The organism is Luteibacter sp. CQ10 (genome assembly GCF_040900725.1).
In the GTDB taxonomy this organism is placed as follows: domain Bacteria; phylum Pseudomonadota; class Gammaproteobacteria; order Xanthomonadales; family Rhodanobacteraceae; genus Luteibacter.
Window position 1 is genome coordinate 203,008 of sequence record NZ_JAEUYM010000003.1, and the last position, 21,364, is coordinate 224,371.

General features: G+C 66.6%; 18 protein-coding genes. 11 read left to right on the top strand and 7 right to left on the bottom strand.

Annotated elements, in window-relative coordinates:
- Positions 1-2 precede the first annotated feature (2 nt).
- The 5 genes from JNG39_RS13865 (at position 3) to JNG39_RS13885 (ending at position 6,615) form a co-directional block, all read left to right on the top strand.
- Positions 3-1,181 carry a methyl-accepting chemotaxis protein gene (locus JNG39_RS13865; protein WP_368312208.1) on the top strand — a complete coding sequence of 393 codons (1,179 nt, stop codon included), beginning with the start codon at positions 3-5 and terminating at the stop codon, positions 1,179-1,181.
- Positions 1,182-1,192: 11 nt separating this feature from the next.
- A complete protein-coding gene (locus JNG39_RS13870) occupies positions 1,193-1,498 on the top strand; it encodes an STAS domain-containing protein (RefSeq protein ID WP_247368352.1) in 306 nt (101 codons plus the stop codon).
- A 464-nt stretch (positions 1,499-1,962) separates the two neighbouring features.
- Positions 1,963-3,636, top strand: a complete 1,674-nt coding sequence (locus JNG39_RS13875) for a collagen-like triple helix repeat-containing protein (protein WP_368312211.1) — start codon at positions 1,963-1,965, stop codon at positions 3,634-3,636.
- A gap of 109 nt (positions 3,637-3,745) precedes the next feature.
- Positions 3,746-5,416 carry a ShlB/FhaC/HecB family hemolysin secretion/activation protein gene (locus JNG39_RS13880; RefSeq protein ID WP_368312212.1) on the top strand — a complete coding sequence of 557 codons (1,671 nt, stop codon included), beginning with the start codon at positions 3,746-3,748 and terminating at the stop codon, positions 5,414-5,416.
- Between the two features lie 80 nt (positions 5,417-5,496).
- Positions 5,497-6,615, top strand: coding sequence for a catalase family protein (locus tag JNG39_RS13885; protein WP_368312215.1), 1,119 nt, complete (start codon positions 5,497-5,499; stop codon positions 6,613-6,615).
- A gap of 71 nt (positions 6,616-6,686) precedes the next feature.
- Here JNG39_RS13885 and phbB read toward each other — a convergent pair whose 3' ends face one another.
- Together phbB and gluQRS are read right to left on the bottom strand one after the other, a co-directional pair.
- Positions 6,687-7,427, bottom strand: a complete 741-nt coding sequence (phbB, locus tag JNG39_RS13890) for an acetoacetyl-CoA reductase (protein ID WP_368312828.1) — start codon at positions 7,425-7,427, stop codon at positions 6,687-6,689.
- A 62-nt stretch (positions 7,428-7,489) separates the two neighbouring features.
- On the bottom strand, positions 7,490-8,374 hold the full coding sequence (gene gluQRS, locus JNG39_RS13895; protein ID WP_368312216.1) for a tRNA glutamyl-Q(34) synthetase GluQRS: 885 nt from the start codon (positions 8,372-8,374) through the stop codon (positions 7,490-7,492).
- Between the two features lie 188 nt (positions 8,375-8,562).
- Between gluQRS and htpX the strand changes: the two genes are divergently transcribed.
- From htpX to JNG39_RS13920, 5 genes are all read left to right on the top strand, one after another.
- Complete coding sequence (gene htpX, locus JNG39_RS13900; RefSeq protein WP_368312219.1) at positions 8,563-9,450, top strand: protease HtpX; 888 nt, start codon at positions 8,563-8,565, stop codon at positions 9,448-9,450.
- A 223-nt stretch (positions 9,451-9,673) separates the two neighbouring features.
- Complete coding sequence (htpG, locus tag JNG39_RS13905; protein WP_368312221.1) at positions 9,674-11,539, top strand: molecular chaperone HtpG; 1,866 nt, start codon at positions 9,674-9,676, stop codon at positions 11,537-11,539.
- Between the two features lie 204 nt (positions 11,540-11,743).
- Positions 11,744-12,643, top strand: a complete 900-nt coding sequence (locus JNG39_RS13910; RefSeq protein WP_368312222.1) for an AEC family transporter — start codon at positions 11,744-11,746, stop codon at positions 12,641-12,643.
- Between the two features lie 39 nt (positions 12,644-12,682).
- Positions 12,683-13,081 carry an RNA-binding S4 domain-containing protein gene (locus tag JNG39_RS13915; protein ID WP_368312224.1) on the top strand — a complete coding sequence of 133 codons (399 nt, stop codon included), beginning with the start codon at positions 12,683-12,685 and terminating at the stop codon, positions 13,079-13,081.
- Positions 13,082-13,138: 57 nt separating this feature from the next.
- A complete protein-coding gene (locus JNG39_RS13920) occupies positions 13,139-14,239 on the top strand; it encodes a hypothetical protein (RefSeq protein ID WP_368312226.1) in 1,101 nt (366 codons plus the stop codon).
- Here JNG39_RS13920 and JNG39_RS13925 read toward each other — a convergent pair whose 3' ends face one another.
- From JNG39_RS13925 to JNG39_RS13935, 3 genes are all read right to left on the bottom strand, one after another.
- Entirely contained in the window at positions 14,240-15,169 is a 930-nt protein-coding gene (locus JNG39_RS13925) for an alpha/beta fold hydrolase (protein ID WP_368312228.1), read from the bottom strand.
- A 257-nt stretch (positions 15,170-15,426) separates the two neighbouring features.
- Positions 15,427-18,012 carry a DNA mismatch repair protein MutS gene (mutS, locus tag JNG39_RS13930; protein ID WP_368312230.1) on the bottom strand — a complete coding sequence of 862 codons (2,586 nt, stop codon included), beginning with the start codon at positions 18,010-18,012 and terminating at the stop codon, positions 15,427-15,429.
- A 97-nt stretch (positions 18,013-18,109) separates the two neighbouring features.
- Positions 18,110-18,802, bottom strand: a complete 693-nt coding sequence (locus JNG39_RS13935; protein ID WP_368312231.1) for an SDR family NAD(P)-dependent oxidoreductase — start codon at positions 18,800-18,802, stop codon at positions 18,110-18,112.
- Between the two features lie 494 nt (positions 18,803-19,296).
- On the opposite strand from JNG39_RS13935, the gene JNG39_RS13940 reads away from it, so the two are divergent.
- A complete protein-coding gene (locus JNG39_RS13940) occupies positions 19,297-20,196 on the top strand; it encodes an MASE1 domain-containing protein (protein WP_368312232.1) in 900 nt (299 codons plus the stop codon).
- 3 nt (positions 20,197-20,199) lie between these two features.
- On the opposite strand, the gene JNG39_RS13945 is transcribed toward JNG39_RS13940, so the two are convergent.
- On the bottom strand, positions 20,200-20,649 hold the full coding sequence (locus tag JNG39_RS13945) for a hypothetical protein (protein WP_368312234.1): 450 nt from the start codon (positions 20,647-20,649) through the stop codon (positions 20,200-20,202).
- Between the two features lie 158 nt (positions 20,650-20,807).
- Positions 20,808-21,266 (bottom strand): hypothetical protein, encoded by a 459-nt coding sequence (locus JNG39_RS13950; RefSeq protein WP_368312235.1) that lies wholly within the window; start codon positions 21,264-21,266, stop codon positions 20,808-20,810.
- Positions 21,267-21,364: the final 98 nt, after the last annotated feature.

A 21,364-nucleotide genomic window follows, 5' to 3' on the forward strand; every position in this document is an offset into this window, starting at 1 on the left:
TCATGGTCATTCCCAAGAACGAACGCAGCATCGGCTTCGCCGCCAGCGTCGTGGCGCTGCTCCTGGTCCTGGTGTTCCACGCGGCCTGGGTCGCTCCCGTCGTGGTGGCGCTGCTGGCCGCCACCTGGATCGCCATCGCCCTGCGCCCTGCGCCGTTGCCCGAAGTGGAAGTGGTGCTCAACACCGCATCCAGCGACGAGGCCTCGGTGCGCGAGGCGATGGAAGACGTGCGCAGCGCCATCGTTGACGAACTCGGCCACGCCAGCCGCGAACTGAACCAGGCGCTCGACCTGCTGCGCGACGCCGTGGCCGACCTCGGTGGCGGCTTCAACGGCCTGTCGCAGAAGACCGGTAAGCAGCAGAAACTGTTGGGCGAGATCATCGAGAGTGGCGGCAAGGGCATCTCGGTGCAGGACTTCGCCTCGCGCACGGCCGGGCTGCTCGAACATTTCGTGGGCCTCATCGTGCAGCTCTCCCGCGAGAGCCTGCGCATCGTCTACCGCATCGACGGCATGGCGAAAGAAATGGACGCCGTGTTCGCGCTGCTGAAGAACGTGAACACCATCGCCGAGGAAACCAACCTGCTGGCGCTCAACGCCGCCATCGAAGCGGCACGCGCGGGCGAATCCGGCCGCGGCTTCGCGGTGGTGGCGGGTGAGATCCGCAACCTCGCCCAGCACAGCAACCAGTTCAACGAGAAGATCGGTACCCACGTGGAGCGCTCGCGCACCGCGATGGAACATCTGCGTGAACTGGTCGGCCACATGGCCTCGCAGGACATGAACGTGGCTCTGCAGGCCAAGGGCGACATCGACGACATGATGTCGAGCATCACCGAGTCGAACGCGCGCACCAGCGCCGCCGCCGATGAGGCAGCCACCATCAACCGCGGCCTGGGCAACGACGTCTCCACCACCATCCGTTCGCTGCAGTTCGAGGACATCCTCAGCCAGCTCCTGCACCAGACGCGCACGCGCCTGGTGGAACTGCAGGAAATCACCGCCGACTGCACGCGCGACATCGAAGAGCTGGCTTGCGCGCCGGCCGACGCCAGCGAACTTAATGCCCGCGCCCAGCGCGTGCGCGCCCGCCTGGCCGAGCAGCGCGAACGTGCCCGCCTGCGCTCGCGCGGCCCTGCGCTGCAGCAGTCCATGGCCGCCGGCGACATCGACCTGTTCTGAAGGATTCCATCATGGCCATCAACGTCCACCACGACACCGAACAGGGCACGCTCACGCTCCACCTGGGCGATCGCTTCGATTTCTCCATCCATCGCGCGTTCCACGACGTGTGCCTGGGCGACGTGCCCGCCGCGCGCAGCTACGTGCTCGACCTGGAAGAGGTCAACACGATGGACAGCTCCGCGCTGGGCATGCTGATGCTCCTGCGCGAACACGCCGGCGGCGACCGCGCGGAAATCCGCCTGGTCAATGCCAGTGCGCAGTTGCGCAACACCCTGCGCATCGCCGGCTTCGATAAGCTTTTCACCGTGCATTGAAGTCACGGAAACGCCCCCTCCGCGGGGCGTTTTTTTAGGCGTGCGTGCTTGCCACGGCACACCTCGACGCATACGAAGCGTCGCGCTGGCGAATGCCGGTGCCTATGGCGACCCGGTCTGCAGACACCGGGAGCGTCCACCCTCCGTTTCATCAACGGTCGCGTGACTTGCCATCCTTGCCGTCAGCTATCGTCTGGCTTTGGCCCGGTATTCCACCGGTTCACGCCATACCCACCGAAAACTAAGCTTTTATCGATCTAAATCAAAGCTTTTTGACATTGTCACGACATGTTTTCACGTTTGGCCGATTTGGCCTAACGGAAATCGTTCCACCTGCCAATTTTGCGTAATCGATCTTTCCCTCGGGGACTTAGATGGGTCCGAGGCTGTGACGTGGGTCTCAGTCCGAGTGTCGCTCCTAGGCAGGGGCTCAACGGAACGCTGCTGCGTTCGGGGAGATCGAAATGGGCGAGAAGACTTTCGGCAGGACTCTTTCACGCACCGTGCTCGCGAGCTGCATGGTTGCGGCGATGGTGTCGATCACCGCATGCAGCGGCCATGGCTCGACGCATTCGGGTGGCGTTGGCGGTACCACCGTGAACCCGGGCGGCGCTGGCGACAACGGTGGAGGTACCGGCGGTACCGGCGACAACGGCGGCAATAACGGTGGGAACACCGGCGGCGACAACGGAGGCGGTAATACCGGCGGTGGAAACACCGGGGGCGGCAACAACGGTGGCGGTAATACCGGCGGCGGCGACAACGGCGGCGGAAACAACGGTGGTGGCGATAACGGTGGTGGCGATAACGGTGGTGGCGATAACGGTGGTGGCGATAACGGTGGCGGCAACAACGGCGGCGGTACCACGCCCACGCCGGCCAGCAACGCCGTCGGCGCCGTGAGCACCGGACTGGGCAATATCGTCTCGTCGGTCGGCGGCACCGTCTCGGGGGTAGGTACCCAGATTCCGGCCGTGACGGCCCTGGGCGGCACCGGCGGCCTCACGACCTCGGTGGGTAGTGCCGTCGACGATCTGGGCCAGGCCGTGACGGCGCTCGGCAATGGCCTGAGCAATGGCCTCGGTCAGACCGGCAACATCGACAACCCGGTCGGCACGACCGCCAGCAGCCTTGGCAACGTGGTGAATTACGCGGGTGAGGCGGTGCAGGACCTCGGGGGCGGCGTGGCCACCGTCGGTGGCGGTACGCCGATCGCACCGATCACGTCGGCCGCGGGATCCCTCGTCGGCAAGATCGGCGACGGCGTCGACCACCTGGGCGATCAGTTGGGCGGCGCGTTGGGTAGCGGTGCGGGCGATACGTTGACGCAGACGGTCAGCGACGTGCTGAATCCGATCGCGTCGTCCATCGGAAGCAGCGCGTCGCCGATCGAATCGGGCAACCTCGTCGCGGCGACGGGAACGGCGGCGGGCGGCCTCACCGGCGGCGTCGCCCAGGGCGTCACCAACCTCGGCAAGGACGTTTCCGGTGCGCAGGTGCCGGGGCAGCTGGGTAGCCTGACCGCGCTCGCGGGTCAGGCCGTGCAGGACACGGGCGGTACGCTTGCCGGCGTCAGCGGTGCGCTGAACAGCGGCCTGGGCAAGGCGGGCGGCACCAACGCCACCATCGCCAACACGGGAGCGGGCGTGAACGCCGCGCTCGATGGCGCGGCCGGCCTGGTCAGCAACCTCACCAATCCCTCCAGCCCGCTTGCGGCGCTTTCCCCGGTGACCAACACGGTGGCCGGCCTGGCCAGTAAGGCGGGCGACACCGTCGCGGCGGTAACCTCGCCGACGAGTCCGGTCTCCGCCGTCACCAATCCGGTGAACACGCTCGTCAACAACGTGGCGGATGCGACCGGTATCTCCGGCCAGGGCGGCGCGGGCGGCGGTCTCGTCGGTGGCCTGGTGAACGGCGTGACAAGCACGGTCGCGGCGGTCGGCGGGACGGCCACCGGCGGCGGTGGCGCCAGCCAGAATCCCGTGGGCGGTCTCGTCGGTGGGGTGGTGAGCGGCGTGACGAACACGGTATCGAGCGTGACCAACACGGCGGGCGGCACCGGCGGCAGTGCGCAGAACAACCCGGTGGAAGGGTTGCTCAACGGCCTCGGCAGCGCCTTGGGCGGCAAACGTCGCTGACGGACGGCGAACGGGCGGTGCGCAACGCACCGCCCGTTTCCGGAAACGCGCATCGTCTTCGGTATCGCCCCGCTAGGGTGAAGTTCGGCATCGCTCGCAGGGAGTTTCCATGAATCGATGGTTCGGGTGCCTTCTCGGCATGACCGTCGTATGTGCCGCGCCCGCCCAGGTGCGCGTTCCCGCCAACCCCTTGCAGACCCTTCCGCGCACCGAAGCGCCAAAGCAGGCGCCGTCGGTGCAGGTCAACGTGCAGGCACCCACGCAAGCGATGGAAGCACTGCTCGCCACTCGCGTTACGCCCTCGCGCTTCGACGTGACCGGCGTGAAGTCGATTCCCTTTTCCTCCGTGGCCGACCTTTTCGCGCCGATGCGCGGCAAGCAGGTGACCGTGCGCGATCTCGTCGAGACGGCGAACAAGGTCACGGCGATGTACAAGGACAGGGGCTACGCGCTTTCGTTCGCGTTCGTGCCGGCGCAGACGTTCGCCAACGGCGTGGTGAAGATCACCGCGGTGGAGGGTTACGTCGCCGAGGTGAAGATCACCGGCGACGCCGGCAACATGGAAAACCGCATCCGCGCCATGGCGAACCACGTCATGGGCGAACGTCCCTTGCGGCAGGAAACGTTCGAGCGCTACACGCAGTTGCTCGGCCAGTTGCCCGGCGTGCAGGTAGGGGCGAACGTGCCTCCGCCGACCACCACCGACGGCGCGACGAGCCTCGACCTGAGCGTCAAGCGGCAACGCTACGACGTGAGCTATGGACTGGATTTCAACCACCCGGGTACGCAGGGCGTGTTCAACGTGCTCGAGAACGGCGCCACTCCCCTGGGCGAGCAGCTGAGCCTTTCCACGCTGTTTCCGAACGGCGGCGGCCAGCGCTTCTATTCGGCTGGGTGGCTGGAACCGATCGGTTCGCGAGGTTGGCAGGCGAGGGTGGATGCCAGTCGCTATTGGGGCAATCCGGATACCGACAGCAGCCAGTTGCCGTCGTACCTCGACCATCGCCTCACCCAGGATCGCCTGGCGCTTTCGGCCATCTATCCTCTCGTGCTCACCAATACGAAGCGCCTGAACCTGACGATGGGCGTCTATGGCTCCCGGCAGGACGACCGTTATCGCAACGTGGATACGGGGGCGATGATCGCACTGCAATCCAGCGTGCGCGTGCTCAACGCCGAGCTGGCCTGGTTGCGCGTGGCGCCCAGGCGCACCGTGCAGTTCAGCGTCGGCGCGGCGCACGGTTTCGATTCGATGGGGGCCTACTCGCGAGCGATCACCAATGTCGCCGGCGGAATCGCGACGACGCTACCCGACGTGTCGTTCACCCGCTACATGGCCAGCGGCCTGTGGTCGGAGCAATGGGCGCACAAGATCGGCACCGTCCTGCGCATGACCGGCCAGTACAGCGACGACACCCTGCCGTCCACCGAGCAGATCAACTTCGGCGGCCCGAGCTATGCGTATGCGTACGACCCGGGTGACGCGGCGGGCGACAGCGGCTGGGCGGCATCGTTCGAGGTGAACCGGGCGTTCGTCTCGGGACAGTCGTGGATCAAGTCGATCGTGCCCTATGTGGCCTACCAGAGCGCGCGCGTGTATCTGAACGGCGCGCGGCCGCTGATCGACAAGCTGGATTCGGCGGCCGTCGGCCTGCGTGTATCGGATTCGAAACACTATTCGATCGACTTCGCGCTGGCGAAGCCGACGGGGGATAAACCGCCCGAGAGCGGTACGCGGGAGAAGCGCTGGAACCTCACCTTCAGCTACAAGCTCATGTAGCGCACGTATCGGCGATTGCCGCCACCACACGTTCACATCCTCGGTTGCACGATGCCTCGACATCCATCCGAGGCCGTGCCATGCCCCTGTCTCTCCATCCCGCGCCGATTCCCTATGACGACAGGCTGGAGGAGATCGATCCGGACGAGGAGAAGACGGTCGAAGATTTGATCCGAACCCTCACCGAGATCAACCAGACCACGCTCAGGCACGAGGGGCACGCGAACCGCTCGGTGCATGCGAAAAGCCACGCACTGCTCACCGGCGAGATGATCGTGCCGGACGACCTGCCCCGCGAGCTGGCCCAGGGCATCTTCGCCCGGGCGGGCCGCTACCCCCTGGTGATGCGTCTGTCGACCGTGCCGGGCGACATCCTCGACGACAACGTCTCCACGCCGCGCGGCATGGCGGTGAAGATCCTGAACGTCGACGGCGAGCGGCTACCCGATAGCCGGGACGCCGCCACGCAGGACTTCGTCATGGTGAATTCCCCGGCGTTCAACGCCTCGACCGCGAAGAAATTCGCCGCCAGGCTGAAACCGATCGCGGCCACCACGGATCGGGCCGAGGGGGCGAAGAAAGCCTTGTCGGCCATCCTGCGGGGCGCCGAACGCGTGATCGAGGCCTTCGGTGGCAAGAGCGCCACGCTGCTGACCCTCGGCGGCCAACCGGAAACGAATCCGTTGGGAGACACCTATTACAGCCAGGCGCCGCTGCGCTTCGGCGATTACGTGGTGAAAGTGTCGGTGGCGCCGCATTCGCCCAACCTCACGGCGTTGACCGACGCGGCGGTCGACCTCAGCGGGCGTCCGAACGGTCTGCGCGACGCCATGATCGAACATTTCGCGACGCAGGGCGGCGAGTGGGACCTGCGCGTCCAGTTCCGTACCGATCCGCAGAGCATGCCCATCGAAGACGCCTCGGTGGCGTGGCCGGAGGAGACGAGTCCCTATCTCGACGTGGCGCGTATCGTGGTTTCGCCGCAATCGGCATGGGACCAGGAGCGCCACGCGGCCATCGACGACCGGTTGGCGTTCAGTCCATGGCATGGTGTGACGGCCCACCGGCCGCTGGGCTCGGTGATGCGCGCCCGCCGCTGGGCCTATCTGGACATGGCCAAGTTCCGGGCGCACCACAACGGGGTGGCGATCAAGGAACCCGGGGCACTCGAGGACTTGGGCCTTCAGACGGCTCGGTAGGAGCGAAAGCCAACGAAGCGGTGACGCCGCAACGTTGATCGGCGATGAATCGGCTCCTGCCGGGCAAAGCGCTACCAGCCCATGTAATGCCCACCGTTGATGGCGAGGTTGGAGCCGGTGATCCAGCCGGAATCCTCCGAGGTCAGGAAGGCCACCGCGTGCGCGATTTCCTCGGGGCGCCCCAGGCGTCCGACGGGAATCTGCGAAACGATCTTCGCGCGGATGTCTTCCGGCACGGCCATCACCAGGTCGGTGGCCACGTAACCCGGCGACACCGTGTTCACCGTGATGCCGAACCGCGCGTTTTCCTGGGCCAGCGAGATGGTGAAGCCATGCACGCCGGCCTTCGCCGCCGCGTAGTTGGCCTGCCCGTACTGGCCTTTCTGGCCGTTGATCGAGCTGATCTGCACGATGCGTCCCCATTGCCGCGAGCGCATGCCCTCGATGACCGGCCGGGTCACGTTGAAGCAGGCGTTGAGGTTGGTGTTCACCACCTCGGTCCACTGCTGGTAATCCATCTTGTGGAAGGTGGTGTCGCGGGTGATGCCGGCATTGTTGACGAGGATCTCGACCGGGCCGACGCGCTCTTCCACGGCACGGATCATGGCGGCCGCCGACACGGGGTCGGAAACGTCGCCCGGCACCATGGTCACGTCGATGCCGTCGCGGATCATGTCTTCGCGCCACGCCGCCGCCCTGGCTTCGTCGCGGTAATTGGTGGCCACGCGGTGGCCCTGCTGGGCGAGGTATCGCACGATCGCCGTACCGATGCCGCCGGTACCGCCGGTGACCAGTGCGGTGCGTTGCGTAATGCCGTGCTTCATCCCAACCCTTTATGCCTTCGTGTGGAGCCCGCCTCGCGGGCAATCGGTTCTTATAACGCCGTCGCCTGCCCAAGACTACTGCGGCGAAGCGACGCAGGATCGAACGTGTTGATCGCCGCGGCCAGCAGGTTTTCCGGCGTGGCCGGTCCTTCCGGCACGTCGACGCCGAGCCAGCCCAGTGCCTGGCGAAGGGCCGGCAGGGGATCGGCGGGATCCACCGGCAGGGCCGACGCGGATTTGGACAGCTTGCGACCGTCGGCGTCCCGCACCAGCGGCAGGTGCAGGTAACCGGGCGTCGGCAGGCCGAGAAGATGCTGGAGGTGAATCTGCCGGGCCGTGGAGTCGAGCAGGTCGGCACCGCGTACCACGTGGGTGACGTGCTGTGCGGCGTCGTCCACCACACAGGCTAGCTGGTAGGCCCACAACCCTTCCACGCGACGAATCACGAAATCGCCCGCCGATTCGCGGAGGTTTTCCGCCTGCGGGCCCTGCAGGTCGTCGGTCCAGCGGATGGTCTCGTCCGGCGTGCGCAGGCGCCAGGCGGGAGGTCGCGAGGGATCGGGCGGAGCGATGCACCGGCCGTCGCGATGCATGCCCCCGCGCGCGGCCAGTTCGGCCCGGCTGCACCAGCACGGGAACACGCGGTCGCGCTCGCGAAGCCGGTCGAAGGCGGCCTCATAGGCCGCATGGCGGTGCGACTGGTAGACCACCGGCTCGTCGGCTCGCATGCCGAACGCCTCCAGCGTCCGGAGGATGGAGGGGGCCGAGCCCGGAACTTCGCGCGGCGGGTCGATGTCCTCCACGCGCAGCAGCCAGCGCCCGCCGGCGTGCCGCGCCACCATCCAGCTGCCGACGGCGGCAACTAGCGAGCCGAAGTGCAGCGCGCCGGTCGGCGAGGGGGCGAAGCGGCCGCGGTAGACGGGGGACGGAACCAAGGATGAGACGTTTCTCAAGGCGTGGGTGGCGCGAGGCCGACAGTGTAGGCCAAGCCGCTCGTGGCTGAACCGCGTCGCACCGGCCTTCGCGCGGTGAAAGGCTGCTGAACCATTGAATCGTTCAGCCTTCGCCCCGAAAACTTCACCCGAGCGGCGCCCCATAGCCAGCCGCCGTGAGAGAAAACATCATGTTCAAACGCATTGCTTTGTTCGTCGCCACCAACCTCGCGGTCATCTTCCTGCTCTCGGCCGTCTGCCACCTGCTCGGCATCGACCAGTGGGCGGCACAGCGCGGGATGGGCCTGGGTGGGCTGATCGTCTTCGCCGCCGTCTTCGGCATGGGCGGCGCCTTCATCTCGCTGGCGATCTCCAAGTGGACGGCCAAGATGTCCACCGGCGCCCGGGTGATCGAGCAGCCGGCCAACGAGACCGAACGCTGGCTTCTCGAGACGGTGCGCCGCCACGCGGACAAGGCCGGCATCGGCATGCCCGAGGTGGCCGTGTACGACGCGCCGGAAATGAACGCGTTCGCCACCGGCATGACCCGCAACAACGCGCTCGTGGCGGTGAGCACGGGCCTGCTCCAGCAGATGGACCGCGAACAGGTGTCGGCCGTGCTCGGCCACGAGATCGGCCACGTCGCGAACGGCGACATGGTGACGCTCACCCTGATCCAGGGCGTGCTCAACACGCTGGTGATCGTGCTGGCCCGCGTCGTGGGGCGGGTGGTCGACAGCTGGCTCAGCGGTGGCCGCGACCGCGAGGGCGAGGGCGGCATCGGCTATTTCGTCACCGTGATGATCCTGCAGATCGTCTTCGGCCTGTTCGCCTCGATGATCGTCATGTGGTTCTCCCGCTGGCGCGAGTTCCGCGCCGACGCCGCGGGTGCCAGCCTGGCCGGCCGCGGCTCGATGATCTCGGCCCTGCAGCGCCTGTCGGGCAACCACGGCGACACCACCCTGCCGCAGACCATCCAGGCCTTCGGCATTTCCGGTCACCTCGCCTCGGGCTTCAAGCGCCTGTTCATGAGCCACCCGCCCATCGAGGAGCGCATCGCGGCGTTGCAGCGGGCGTAAGCCGGCCGCCTTGCGGCCCGTAAGTCGCCAGCGCAGGGCGGCTGGCCGTGAACCTTAAGCGGCGGCCCCAAGGGGCCGCCGTTCGTCGATAGGGCCGCGCCCCCCACTTACGGTTGTTCCCAGGCCGCGTAGCGACCGACTGACTTCTCCGGCCCCCGGGGTTTTGTCCCGCCCCCAACGTCCCCATAATCGCGGTTCTGTCCCAACCTGAAGGAACGGCACCGTGAGCCAGGAAACCCGTAAGTTCGAAGCCGAGGTCGCCCAGGTCCTGCACCTGGTGACCCATTCCCTCTACTCGCACAAGGAAATCTTCCTGCGCGAGCTAATCTCCAACGCCTCCGACGCCTGCGACAAGCTGCGGTTCGAAGCGCTGGCCGACGCCAGCCTCACCGCGGACGACGCCGACCTGCGCATCCAGATCTCCTGGGATCCCGAGGCGCGCACCATCAGCGTCCGCGACAACGGCATCGGCATGAGCCGGGATGAGGTGGTGGCCAACATCGGCACCATCGCCAGCTCGGGTACCCGCCGCTACCTCGAGGCCCTTTCCGGCGAACAGAAGGCCGACGCGCGCCTGATCGGCCAGTTCGGCGTGGGCTTCTATTCCGCCTTCGTGGTCGCCGACAGGGTCACCGTCATCACCCGCCGCGCGGGCCAGCCCACCGAGGCGGGCGTGCGTTGGGAAAGCGACGGCAAGGGCGAGTACTCGCTGGAAGACACCAACGTCACCGAACGCGGCACCACCGTGGTGCTCCATCTGAAGGAGGGCGAGGACGAGTTCCTCAAGCGCTGGCAGCTGCGTTCGCTGGTCACCAAGTATTCCGACCACGTGGCCTTCCCGATCCGCATGCCGCAGGAGAAGGACGGTAAGCCCGACCCGACCGACTGGGAAACCATCAACTCCGCCTCGGCGTTGTGGACGCGCGCCAGGACCGAGATCACCGACGACGAGTACAAGAGCTTCTACAAGGCGCTCGGCCACGACTTCAACGATCCGCTGGCCTGGACGCACAACCGCGTGGAAGGCAGCCAGAGCTTCACCACGCTGCTCTACGTGCCCGAGCAGCCGCCGTTCGACCTGATGATGGGCGGCCGCGACGAGCGCAAGGGATTGAAGCTCTACATCAAGCGCGTCTTCATCATGGACGCGGCCGAAGAGCTGCTGCCGAACTACCTGCGTTTCGTGCGCGGCGTGGTCGATGCGGACGACCTGCCGCTCAACGTGAGCCGCGAGATCCTCCAGCACAATCGCCAGCTGGAAAAGATCAAGGCCGCCTGCGTCAAGCGCGTGCTCGACCTGCTCGACAAGCTGGCGCGCGATGAACCGGAGAAGTTCGCGTCGTTCCTCAACAGCTTCGGCAATACGCTGAAGGAAGGCATCGTCGAGGACGCGTCCAACCGCGAGCGCATTGCGAAGCTGCTGCGCTTCGCTTCGACCAAGGGCGAAGGCGCGGCGAAGACGGTGTCGTTCGACGACTACGTCGGTCGCATGGTGGTGGGCCAGGACGCCATCTGGTACGTCACCGCCGACAGCTTCGCCGCCGCCGCGGGCAGCCCGCAGCTCGAGGCGTTGAGGGCCAAGGGCATCGAAGTGCTGCTCATGTTCGACCGTGTCGACGAGTGGATGCTGGGCTACCTCAACGAATACGACGGCAAGCGCCTGCGCAACGTCGCCAAGGGCGACTTCCCGCTGGACGAAGCCGACAAGGCGAAGCAGGAAGCGGCCAGCGCCGAGGCCGCGCCGTTGCTGGAACGGGCGAAGAGCCTGCTTGGCGAGCGCGTGAGCGACGTTCGCGTGTCGGCTCGTCTTACCGATTCGCCGTCGTGCCTGGCGCTGTCGGACTTCGAGATGGCGCCGCACATGGCTCGTCTGCTGCGCGAAGCCGGGCAGGACGTGCCGGATTCGAAGCCGGTGCTGGAAATCAATCCGTCGCATCCGCTGGTGAAGCGGCTTGCCGATGAGTCCGACGACACCAAGGCCGCCGACCTGGCCGGTCTGCTGCTCGAGCAGGCCGAAATCACGGCCGGTGCGCAACTGTCCGATCCGGCGGCGTTCGTGCAGCGGATGAATCGGGTGTTGCTGGGCTGATTCGTAGCGCTTCGTAGGATTCGCGGATACGATCCGCTCCCACCCCTTCGGTAGCTATGCTGCCGAAGGGGACGCCGATCGCACCGCTTCCATGCCTGCGGTAGCGACGCCAGCGAAGGGACGGGCTTGCTACCGAAGGGGTGGGAGCCGATCGCATCGGCGAACGGCGGTGGAGCGACGGCGGCGTTTGCTATCTTCAGCACCATGTCCGCATTGCTCGTCCTCTTCGCCTGCCTGGCCCTCGGCATCCTGTGCCGACGCTACGCGAGCCTGCCCGACGGGATCGTTCCCGGCATCAACTGGTGGGTGCTCAACGTGGCCCTGCCGGCCCTCGTGCTGGCCCTCGTGCCACGCGTGACGTTCGACGCGCACCTCTGGCTGCCGGTCGCCGGCATGTACGTTACCTTCTTCGGTGCCTGGCTCGTCTTCGCGTCGCTGGGCCGCCTGCTCGGCTGGTCGCGACAACGCATCGGTTGCCTGACCCTCGTCTGTGGCCTGGGCAACACCTCGTTCATGGGCTATCCGATGATGGAGGCCATGCACGGCAAGGAAGGGCTCTCCATCGCCGTGATCGCCGACCAGATGGGATGTTTTCCCTTGCTTGCGGCGGGCGGCATCGCGGTGGCTTCGCTGTATTCGGGCAAGGGCACCCGTGTGGGCGTCGTCCTGCGCCGCGTGTTCACGTTTCCCGCATTCCTGGCCTTGCTCACCGGCGTGGTCGTCGGCATCGCGGGAGGTTGGCCGGACGCCGTCGACCGTCTGCTGATGCAGGTGGGCCAGACCCTCACGCCGTTGGCCCTGTTCTCCGTGGGTCTTCAATTCCAGCTCCACGTGCGTCGCGAACAGGTCGGTCCGCTGGTGGTGGGGCTCGGCTGGAAACTCCTGCTGGCACCGCTCGCCGTCTTCGTCCTGGGGCGTGCGACGGGGATAGAGGGCCTGGTGCTGACCGTCAGCGTCCTCCAGGCGGCCATGGCGCCGATGATCTCGGCCGCCATCCTCGCCGACCAGCACGGGCTGGAACCCCAGCTGGCGAATACCGTGCTCGGCGCGGGCATCCTGCTGTCGCTGGCCACCGTGCCGCTGGGCAATCTGATGCTGGCCTGAGGCTTGGGTTTGCCGCGAACCGGCCACACACTTGGCCGCATGACCGAACACGCAACGACACCGGGCGTTCGCGCCGACGTGTGGCTCTGGGCCGCGCGTTTCTTCAAGACCCGCAGCCTCGCCAAGCAGGCGATCGACGGCGGCAAGGTGGAACTGAACGGCACCACCTGCAAGCCCGCGAAGACGGTACACGTCGGCGATACCGTGCGGGTGACCCGCGGCGAGGAACGGCTCGCCTGTATCGTGGAGGCGCTCTCGGAAAAGCGCGGCCCGGCCCCGGAAGCCCGCAAGCTCTACGCCGAAACGGAAGAAAGCGCGGCCGAGCGCGAGCGCCAGCGTGAAGATCGCCGGCTGACCGGCGGTGCGCTGCTGCGCCCCGACTCCCGTCCCGACAAGCGGTCCCGCCGCCTGATCCAGGATCTGAAAAAAACCCTCTGAGGCAACGCTTGCCGTCGCAAGAAGCACCTACCGCTTCACGGTGGGGAGTTGTCGAGCATGGGTGGGACGATCGCGAAGTGGCCGCAGGCGCTCGGTCTGTTGTTCACGGCCTTGACGGTGGTTGCAGTGTTGGCGTTCGGCCTTCGCCGACCGGCCAATAACTGGGACCTGATCGGCTACGTCGCCGCGGCGTCGAGCGCGGACGGTCACCGGGGTGCCGACCTGAGCAGGGTGACGTTCGACAGCCTGGGCGCCGCCGTCGATCGGTCCACGTTCCAGTTGATGACCCAGCAGGACGACTACCGGCGGACCGTGTTTTCCGATCCCGCGTCGCTGTCCCAGCAGCTTCCGTTCTATCGGACTCGCGTGGCGTATGTGCAGACCCTGCGTGCGATCCATGCGGCGACCGGCATGGGTTATCCGAAGGCGACCCACGTGGTAAGCGCCGCATTCGCCGCCGTGTCGGTGCTGTTGCTGGCGGCACTGTGCCGTGAGGTTGGCGTATCGCTCGTGGCGGTGCCCGTGATCGCCTTGCCGGCGGGGATGTTGGACATCGCCAGCCTTTCCTCACCCGATGCGATGGCCTGCGCGTTTGCGCTACTGGCTTTGCTTGCGCTTCTCCGGCGCAGCGGCTGGCTCGTCGTCGTCGCTGCCCTCCTGCCGCTGGTACGCACGGATTTCGTACTGTTTTCGGCCTTGTTATGCGCCCATGCCTTCATCGATACCTCGCGCGTGCGCGCCACGGTGGCGATGGCCGTGGCGATCACCGGCTACCTGGCGGTATCGCATGGCGCCTACGGATGGCTCACGTTGTTCAACATGTCGTTCATCCACAAGTCGCCGTACCCGGCGACGCTCGCGCCGTCGCATGCGCTCGGCGATTACCTGAGGCCCTACGTGACGGCTGCGATGGGTCTGGCGATGCATCCCCAGGGCGCCATCTACGGCATGGGAATGTTCGCGGCATGGTTCGGCAGGCGACGCGACGAGGCGCTCGCGGAGCGCACGCGTTTCATCGGGCTACTGGTGCTGCCGGCGGCTTTCGTCGGCATCCACCTTGTCCTGTTTCCCGCCGCCAGCTTTCGTTTCTTCGTCTTCGCCGCATCGGCGATCATGGTGTGGCTGATGGCTCGCCTGAGCGTGCCGGCCGGACGCTGATCATTCGGACAGAAACGACGTCACCGGCGCGAAGAACGCATCGGGCTGCTCGACCCACGGAAAGTGACCGGACTTGTCGATGGTCACGAGGCGCGCCCCGTGGATGCCGTCACGCAGGAATTCCGATTCGGCCAGGGGGCATACCGGATCCTGGCGGCCCTCCACGACCAGGGTCTTCGCGGTGATCTTGCCCAGGTCGGACAGCGGCGGTGCCTTGTCCGTGGCCGGCGATTCGTCGAACGCGCGATTCATCGACCTCGACATGGTATTCGTCAATTGGCGGACGATGGTCGGCGCGTCCTTGCCGGGGTCATAGACGTAAAAGCCCACGCGTTCGCGGAAATAGGTGGTGAATCCCCGGTCGTCGGAGGGCGCCTTGTCTCCGATGTGCGCGAGCAGCCAGGCGAAATCCGGGGAGGCTTTCCTGCGCGCCTTCTCGGCATCGTAGGCGGGACCGGAATCCCCCGTGTAGCCGAGCAATTGCGAACCGACCAGTACGAGCTTGTCGACCTGCGCCGGATGCGTTTCCGCATACACGATGGCGATGGCGCTTCCGTTGGAATGGCCCAGAAGGTTCATCCTCGACAGGCCCCAATACGTGCGAAGCCGTTCGAGGTCGTTCGCCAAGTCGGCGTTGCCCAAGTGATCGTTGGCACGTACCGGCGTCGAACCGCCGGTACCCCGCGGGTCATACGTCAGCACCGTGAAGTGCGTCCGCAGCGGCGCCAACCCGTTGGCGAGGTAATCGGTGCCGATGCCCCATCCCGGCGCCTGCACCACGAGCAAGGGCCCGTGTCCCTCTACGCGATAGTGAAAACGGAGGCCGTCCACGTCGGCGGTGTGATCGCCCGGCGACAGGCGATCCGGGGGTGTGGCGGAAGCGGTCGTGGCGAGGGCCAGGGCGAGCCAGCCGGCGATCAGGGTCTTCATCGGCGTATCCATGGAAAAGGATGCCGATGCTGCCGCGGGAACCGGAAGCCGTCTTGGCTGAAATCCGCCCCCCAATCCCCACCCCGGGCTGCTGACGCGGGGTGGGGGTAGGGGACGCCACGGGACCGGAAGATGGAGAGTCGTAAGGCCCCGTGAAACCTGAAACATCGAAGAGAGCGAGCGCCGCCACTATAGGCAGGCCGTGTCCCGGAGTGAATTCGATTGTTCAGATCGTGGCGATAGGGCGTCTCAATGCTTCAGCGCAACATTTTCCGCAGCTTATAGATCTGCTCCAGCGCATCGCGCGGGCTCAGGTCGTCGGGGTCGATGGCGCGCAGGGCTTCTTCCACCGGCGAAGGCAACGGCGGCGCGAACAGGCCCATCTGCGGTGCCGGGGAGGGCGGGGCGGCGACCGCGGCCGTCACTTCGTGGCCCTGCTCGAGCGCCGCGAGGTAGCTGCGCGCATCGGCGATCACCGTCTTCGGCAAGCCGGCCAGCGCCGCCACCTGCAGGCCGAAGCTGCGATTGGCCGGGCCGTCCTTCACCGTATGCATGAACACCAGTTGCTCGCCGTATTCCACGGCATCCAGGTGCACGTTGGCGATGGTGCGGAACTCGCCCGCCAGCTCCGTGAGCTCGAAGTAGTGCGTGGCGAACAACGTGAACGCGCAGCTGACCGAGGCCAGGTGCACGGCCGCCGCGCGGGCGAGCGACAGGCCGTCGTAGGTGCTGGTGCCGCGCCCGACCTCGTCCATCAGCACGAGGCTGCAATCGGTGGCGTTGTGCAGGATGTTCGCCGTTTCGCTCATCTCCACCATGAAGGTGGACTGGCCGCGCGAGAGATCGTCGCCCGCGCCGATGCGGGTGAAGATGCGGTCGATGGGGCCGATGACGGCCGACGAAGCCGGTACGTAGCTGCCCACGTGGGCGAGCAGCACGATGAGCGCGTTCTGGCGCATGTAGGTGGATTTACCGCCCATGTTCGGGCCGGTGATCACCAGCATGCGCCGGCCCTTGTCGAGCACGAGGTCGTTCGGCTCGAACGGCTCGTCGCGCACCTTCTCCACCACCGGATGGCGGCCGCGTTCGATGCGGATGCCGGGTGCGTCGGAGAGTTCGGGCATGGCCCAGTCGAGCGTTTCGGCGCGTTCGGCGAGGTCGGCCAGCACGTCGAGTTCGGCCATCGCCGAGGCGGCGGTCTTCAGTTCCGGCAAGCGTTCGATGAGCTTGTCGAGCAGGAGTTCGTAGAGCGCGCGTTCGCGCATCAGCGAGCGCTCCTTCGCCGAGAGCACCTTGTCTTCGAACTGCTTGAGCTCTTCGGTGATGTAGCGCTCGGCGTTCTTCGTTGTCTGGCGGCGCGTGTAGTGCTGCGGCGCCTTGTCGGCCTGGGCCTTGGTGATCTCGATGTAATAACCGTGCACGCGGTTGTAGCCGACCTTCAGCGTCGGAATGCCGCTGGCGGCTTTTTCGCGCTCCTCCATGTCGACCAGGAACTGGTCGGCGTTGGTCGAAAGGCGGCGCAGCTCGTCGAGTTCGTCGTCGTAGCCTTCGGCGAGCACGCCGCCATCGCGCAGCAGCACCGGCGGCTGCGGCACGACGGCGCGGGCGAGCAGGGCGGCGGTGTCGGCGTGATCGCCGATGCGCTCGACGAGGGCGTGCAGCAGCGGGCTGTCGATGCCGGCGATGTCCTCGCGCAAGGCGGGTGCGGCGGCCAGGCCGTCGCGCAGCGTGGAGAGGTCGCGCGGACGCGCCGAGCGAAGCGCCACGCGGGCGAGGATGCGTTCGAGGTCGCCCACGCCGCGCAGGCGCTCGCGCAGGCTGCCGTGGCGGCGGTGATCGATGAGGCTGCCGATGGCCTGGTGCCGGCCGCGCAGGGTCGTGCGGTCGCGCAGCGGGCGGTTGAGCCAACGGCGCAGGAGGCGCGCGCCCATCGGGGTGACGGTTTCATCGAGCACGCCGAGCAGCGTGTTGTCGACGTTGCCGCTCTGGTGCGTGTCGATCTCGAGGTTGCGCCGCGTGGCGGCGTCCATCGCGATCGTTTCGCTGGCGTTTTCCACCGCCATGCCGGTGAGGTGGGGCAACGCGCTCTTCTGGGTTTCTTCCACGTAGCCGAGCAGGCAGCCCGCGGCGGCGACCGCCAGGGGCAGGGCGTCGACGCCGAAGCCGCGCAGGTCGCGCGTCTTGAAGAAGCGGCACAGTTCGCGGGTGGCCGCGTCGCCGTCGAAATGCCAGGGCTGGCGCTTGCGCAGGCCGGGCAGGGTGCTGACCAGCTTCGGCCAGGCCACGTCTTCGCTGACCAGCGTCTCGGCCGGTTGCAGGCGGGCCAGTTCGGCGGCGAGGCCTTCGGGTGAAGCCACCTCGGTGAGCAGGAAGCGGCCGGTGGAGAGGTCCACCCAGGCCAGGCCGTAGCCCTTCGGGCCGGCGGCGATGGACAGAAGGAGGTTGTCGCGGCGCTCTTCCATCAACGCGGCATCGGTGACCGTGCCCGGCGTGACGATGCGCACCACTTCGCGCTTCACCGGCCCCTTCGACGTGGCCGGATCGCCGATCTGCTCGCAGAGGGCGACGGATTCGCCCAGCTTCACCAGGCGGGCGAGGTATCCCTCCACCGCGTGGTAGGGCACGCCGGCCATGGGAATCGGCGCGCCGGCCGACTGGCCGCGCTGGGTGAGGGTGATGTCGAGCAGGCGCGCCGCCTTGCGGGCGTCGTCGTAGAACAGCTCGTAGAAGTCCCCCATCCGGAAGAACAGCAGGATGTCGGGATGCTCAGCCTTTGCCGCGAGGTACTGCCGCATGAACGGCGTGTGCCCGGCGGCGGCCGAGATGTCTTCTGCTAAAGCCATGATTTTGCGAGGTTCCATGCCGAAGGCCCGCCAACCGTGGCGGGCCGGTCGTACATGATACCGTCGTTGGAACGGCGACGTTCCGCGTGCCGCGCGCCTACCAGGGCAGGATGGCGCCGTGCCGATCGACGAAGCGCAGCCCCGGCTTGCCCGCGTTCGCCTCGACCACGTCGACCACCCGGGGAATGCTGTCGGAAATGTCCAGCGTGGCATCCTGCGTGCCCATGTCCGTGCGTACCCAGCCCGGCGCCACCGCCAGCATGGCGCGCCGGTCGCCGGGGTGGCGTGCGTGGAACGAGGCCAGCAGCATGTTCAGGGCCGCCTTGCTCGCGCTGTAAAGCTCCCAGAAGCCGTTCGCGTTGCCGATGCTGCCGATTTCCGACGACATGACGGCGATCACGCCTTTCCCGGCATCGACCCGGTCATGGAACAGTTCGACCACTCGCATCGGGGCCAGCGCATTGGTGCGCATCATGTCGAGGAAGTCGCTTTCGGCGACGTCGAGCGGCGTCAGCTCGTTGGCTTTCGCGATCCCGGCGTTGACGAACAGCACGTCGAGCTGGCGTCCTTGCAGGCGGTCATGGAGTGCGCGCACGGTAGCCAGGTCGTCGATATCGACGTGCTCGTGTTCAAGCGTGCCGGGGTAACGCGCGCCCAGCTCGTCCAGCCCGTTCGCCTTGCCTCGGGACGTGGCGATGACCCGCCATCCCCGCGTGCAGAACGCCTCGGCGAGCGCGAGGCCGAGGCCCCTCGACGCGCCGACGATCAGGGCGGTCTTGTGTGTGGTCATGATGGGATCCTCCGGTCGTTTCGATAGACGGTCCGCCGTGGCGGAACACCGTCATTGAAGCAAGGGTGGATCGACGACTGAAGTGACGGGTTGGAAAAGACCGATGACGTTTCGTCACGTGTGCGGGACGCTCAGCGCGCCCACGGCGGCGTGCTTTCGAAGCCGGATGCCAGGTCAACGGAAGACGATGGACACGCTGAAACTTGCACTGACGGCGGCAGGCCTGCGTTCCATCACCGCTTGCGGCACGACGCTGGGGCCGATCGCCCCGGGACTGTGCGTGCGATCAACGAGTCGGGTGTCAAGGCGTGGGTGCACGGTCGAGTTGGAGGCGGCGCCACGATTCGTACGCTCCAGAGCAACCGCAGTGCGTTTTCGGCATCAGCCTATGATTTGGGCTGTCGCCCACGGCTTATCGCGAGATTTTGCCAGCGGTTTCTGCCACCCTTGCCGCTGTCATGAGGGACGCTAAAGGGGATGGCGTGAGGGTCGGCATGGAGCACTGGAAAATCTGGGGACAACACGTTGCCGTGGCGGCCGCATACGCCGCTTTTTACCGGATTGCCTACGAGTTGAGCCTGGCCCATTGGGAGCTGACGGTCGGCTTTCGGCTGTGTTGCCTGTTGCTGGTGCCGATGCGGCTTTGGCCCGCCCTCGCGCTGGGAGAGTTCCTCCCCGTGCTGGAAAACGCCTTGGCCTGCATCGACGACTTCGGCCCTGCCTGGGCCGTGGCCGCCGCGGTGCCACAAATCGTCGTTTGTATGGCCGGCATGAAACCATTACGCCGCTGGGGCGCATTGCGCGACCCCGACGGTCGCCTGTGCATGGGCTATGTCGTCACGGCGACCCTGTGCTGCGCGGCGCTGAGTACCCTGCGCGACACGGCCTCCCTGTGGATTGCCCTGATGGCCCTGTCGACCGACGGCTCGCCTGGACCGTTGCTTTGGGTCGGTTTCAGCGCGTACATGCTCGGCGGTTACCTTGGCGGTCTTACCCTCGTGCCGACCCTCCTGGCGCTCCAGGACCGGTGGCGGGTCACGCCCTCGGTATGGTCGGTCCTGCGCAGTCCGCTGGTGCGGGACACATGCATGGGGGTGGCGCCGGTGCTGGTTGCCTTGACCTGGATGGCCAACACCAGCGAGGCGCCGGGTGCCCAGCAACTCGCGCGATTGGCGATGATCCTGCCGATGGTCGCCATGGCGTGGCGTTACGGGTGGCGCGGCACGGCAATGGCGGGCACGGGTGCCAGCATTGCCTTGGCGCTGACCAGCCACATCGTGCGCGACCCGGCGGTCATCTATTGCCAGGTCGCCTTGGCTTTTGTCATGTCCGCTGGGTTGTTGGTGGGCGGCAAGCGCCAGCCTGCCGCCCACCCGCTGCTACGAGAGCGCTGACCGTCAGGGGCTGCCCTTGTTGCAGTTGATCGGATCGGCCTTGCAATCGCTCGACACTAGCATCAGGCGAGCTGTACCGTCCGGCTGCGGCGCGACAAACGCCTGGACGCCATCGCCCTGATAGACCTGCACCGACTGGCGGCTCGCCGGCGGCGGCAGGGGTTCGTCGGGGGTCGACAGGTTGCCCGCGTCGGTGCCGATGGGCAGGCCGACCAAGCTGTAAGGCGTTCGGGCAAAGGCCCCCCGAACCACCCCTTGGGCGTCATTGATCTGGATGTATCGGGTCGAGCCGCGCGCGAACACATACACATGCCAATTCGGATTGGTGCTGACATCGGTGGTGTTTGGCCACGATTGGCCGAGTCCCGTGGCTGGCGGAGCGGCGGCGAGGGCAGGGTCGGCAAGCAGCCCGGCGAGCAGGGCGAGGGACGGCAGGGTGCGACGGATGTGCATAAGACCTCCATGGTCGGTTTGGTGCCCGGTAGCGTAGCGCGTGGTCACCACCAGCCATATGCGAATTTCGGTAAACGGGCCGCCATGGACGGCCATCTAGCCCGTTTGCCTGCGTGCCCCGTGGATGCATCCACCGTGGGGCTACCGCTGACAGGCGGTCAGTATCCGTGACGCCGTGGGCTGACTCGTCGAGGGCCATTGCACAGGTGCACGCGGAGTTGTTCGGCCTGACACACCATCCACCACCCACTCAGGCCGATCAACATCACGAAAGTACCGCCCAAAAGAGCCTGTCCGGGGGATGCCGATGCACGGATCACCACAGCCCCTTCGGCGAGCACAAGCACTGCCGTTGACATGCCCAGCACATAGCAAGAGGCGCAGAGGAAGATTTTGATGATCAGAGCGATGCGAGGCCATTCCGTAGGCAAGGTGAATTCGTGGGCAACGGCAGCCAGGGCATTCAAAACTTCTTTCGCGAGGCGATGGCAAACCTGAGGCGGGAAGAGGGGCCGGCCCTTCTTCAGCACCCTCTTCGGTTGACTGAGGACGCCCAGCAGGGTCAACGAGAAAACGATGGACGGCTCGAGGCCGTTGAGAAGCACGAGAACGGTCATGGTGGGCTCCTTGATGAAAAAAGAGATGCAGGGCGGGTGCCGGACCTGCAGACCCATCCTAATCAGCACCACCCCCCGCCGCGCGGGTAAATCGAGAG

Coding starts and splice junctions, on each gene's coding strand:
- JNG39_RS13865 (WP_368312208.1), top strand. CDS start 3: ATGGTCATTCCCAAGAACGAACGCAGCATCGGCTTCGCCGCCAGCGTC.
- JNG39_RS13940 (WP_368312232.1), top strand. CDS start 19,297: ATGGAGCACTGGAAAATCTGGGGACAACACGTTGCCGTGGCGGCCGCA.
- JNG39_RS13950 (WP_368312235.1), bottom strand. CDS start 21,266: ATGACCGTTCTCGTGCTTCTCAACGGCCTCGAGCCGTCCATCGTTTTC.
- JNG39_RS13880 (WP_368312212.1), top strand. CDS start 3,746: ATGAATCGATGGTTCGGGTGCCTTCTCGGCATGACCGTCGTATGTGCC.
- JNG39_RS13870 (WP_247368352.1), top strand. CDS start 1,193: ATGGCCATCAACGTCCACCACGACACCGAACAGGGCACGCTCACGCTC.
- JNG39_RS13875 (WP_368312211.1), top strand. CDS start 1,963: ATGGGCGAGAAGACTTTCGGCAGGACTCTTTCACGCACCGTGCTCGCG.
- JNG39_RS13910 (WP_368312222.1), top strand. CDS start 11,744: ATGTCCGCATTGCTCGTCCTCTTCGCCTGCCTGGCCCTCGGCATCCTG.
- JNG39_RS13945 (WP_368312234.1), bottom strand. CDS start 20,649: ATGCACATCCGTCGCACCCTGCCGTCCCTCGCCCTGCTCGCCGGGCTG.
- JNG39_RS13885 (WP_368312215.1), top strand. CDS start 5,497: ATGCCCCTGTCTCTCCATCCCGCGCCGATTCCCTATGACGACAGGCTG.
- JNG39_RS13935 (WP_368312231.1), bottom strand. CDS start 18,802: ATGACCACACACAAGACCGCCCTGATCGTCGGCGCGTCGAGGGGCCTC.
- htpX (WP_368312219.1), top strand. CDS start 8,563: ATGTTCAAACGCATTGCTTTGTTCGTCGCCACCAACCTCGCGGTCATC.
- JNG39_RS13920 (WP_368312226.1), top strand. CDS start 13,139: ATGGGTGGGACGATCGCGAAGTGGCCGCAGGCGCTCGGTCTGTTGTTC.
- mutS (WP_368312230.1), bottom strand. CDS start 18,012: ATGGCTTTAGCAGAAGACATCTCGGCCGCCGCCGGGCACACGCCGTTC.
- JNG39_RS13915 (WP_368312224.1), top strand. CDS start 12,683: ATGACCGAACACGCAACGACACCGGGCGTTCGCGCCGACGTGTGGCTC.
- JNG39_RS13925 (WP_368312228.1), bottom strand. CDS start 15,169: ATGAAGACCCTGATCGCCGGCTGGCTCGCCCTGGCCCTCGCCACGACC.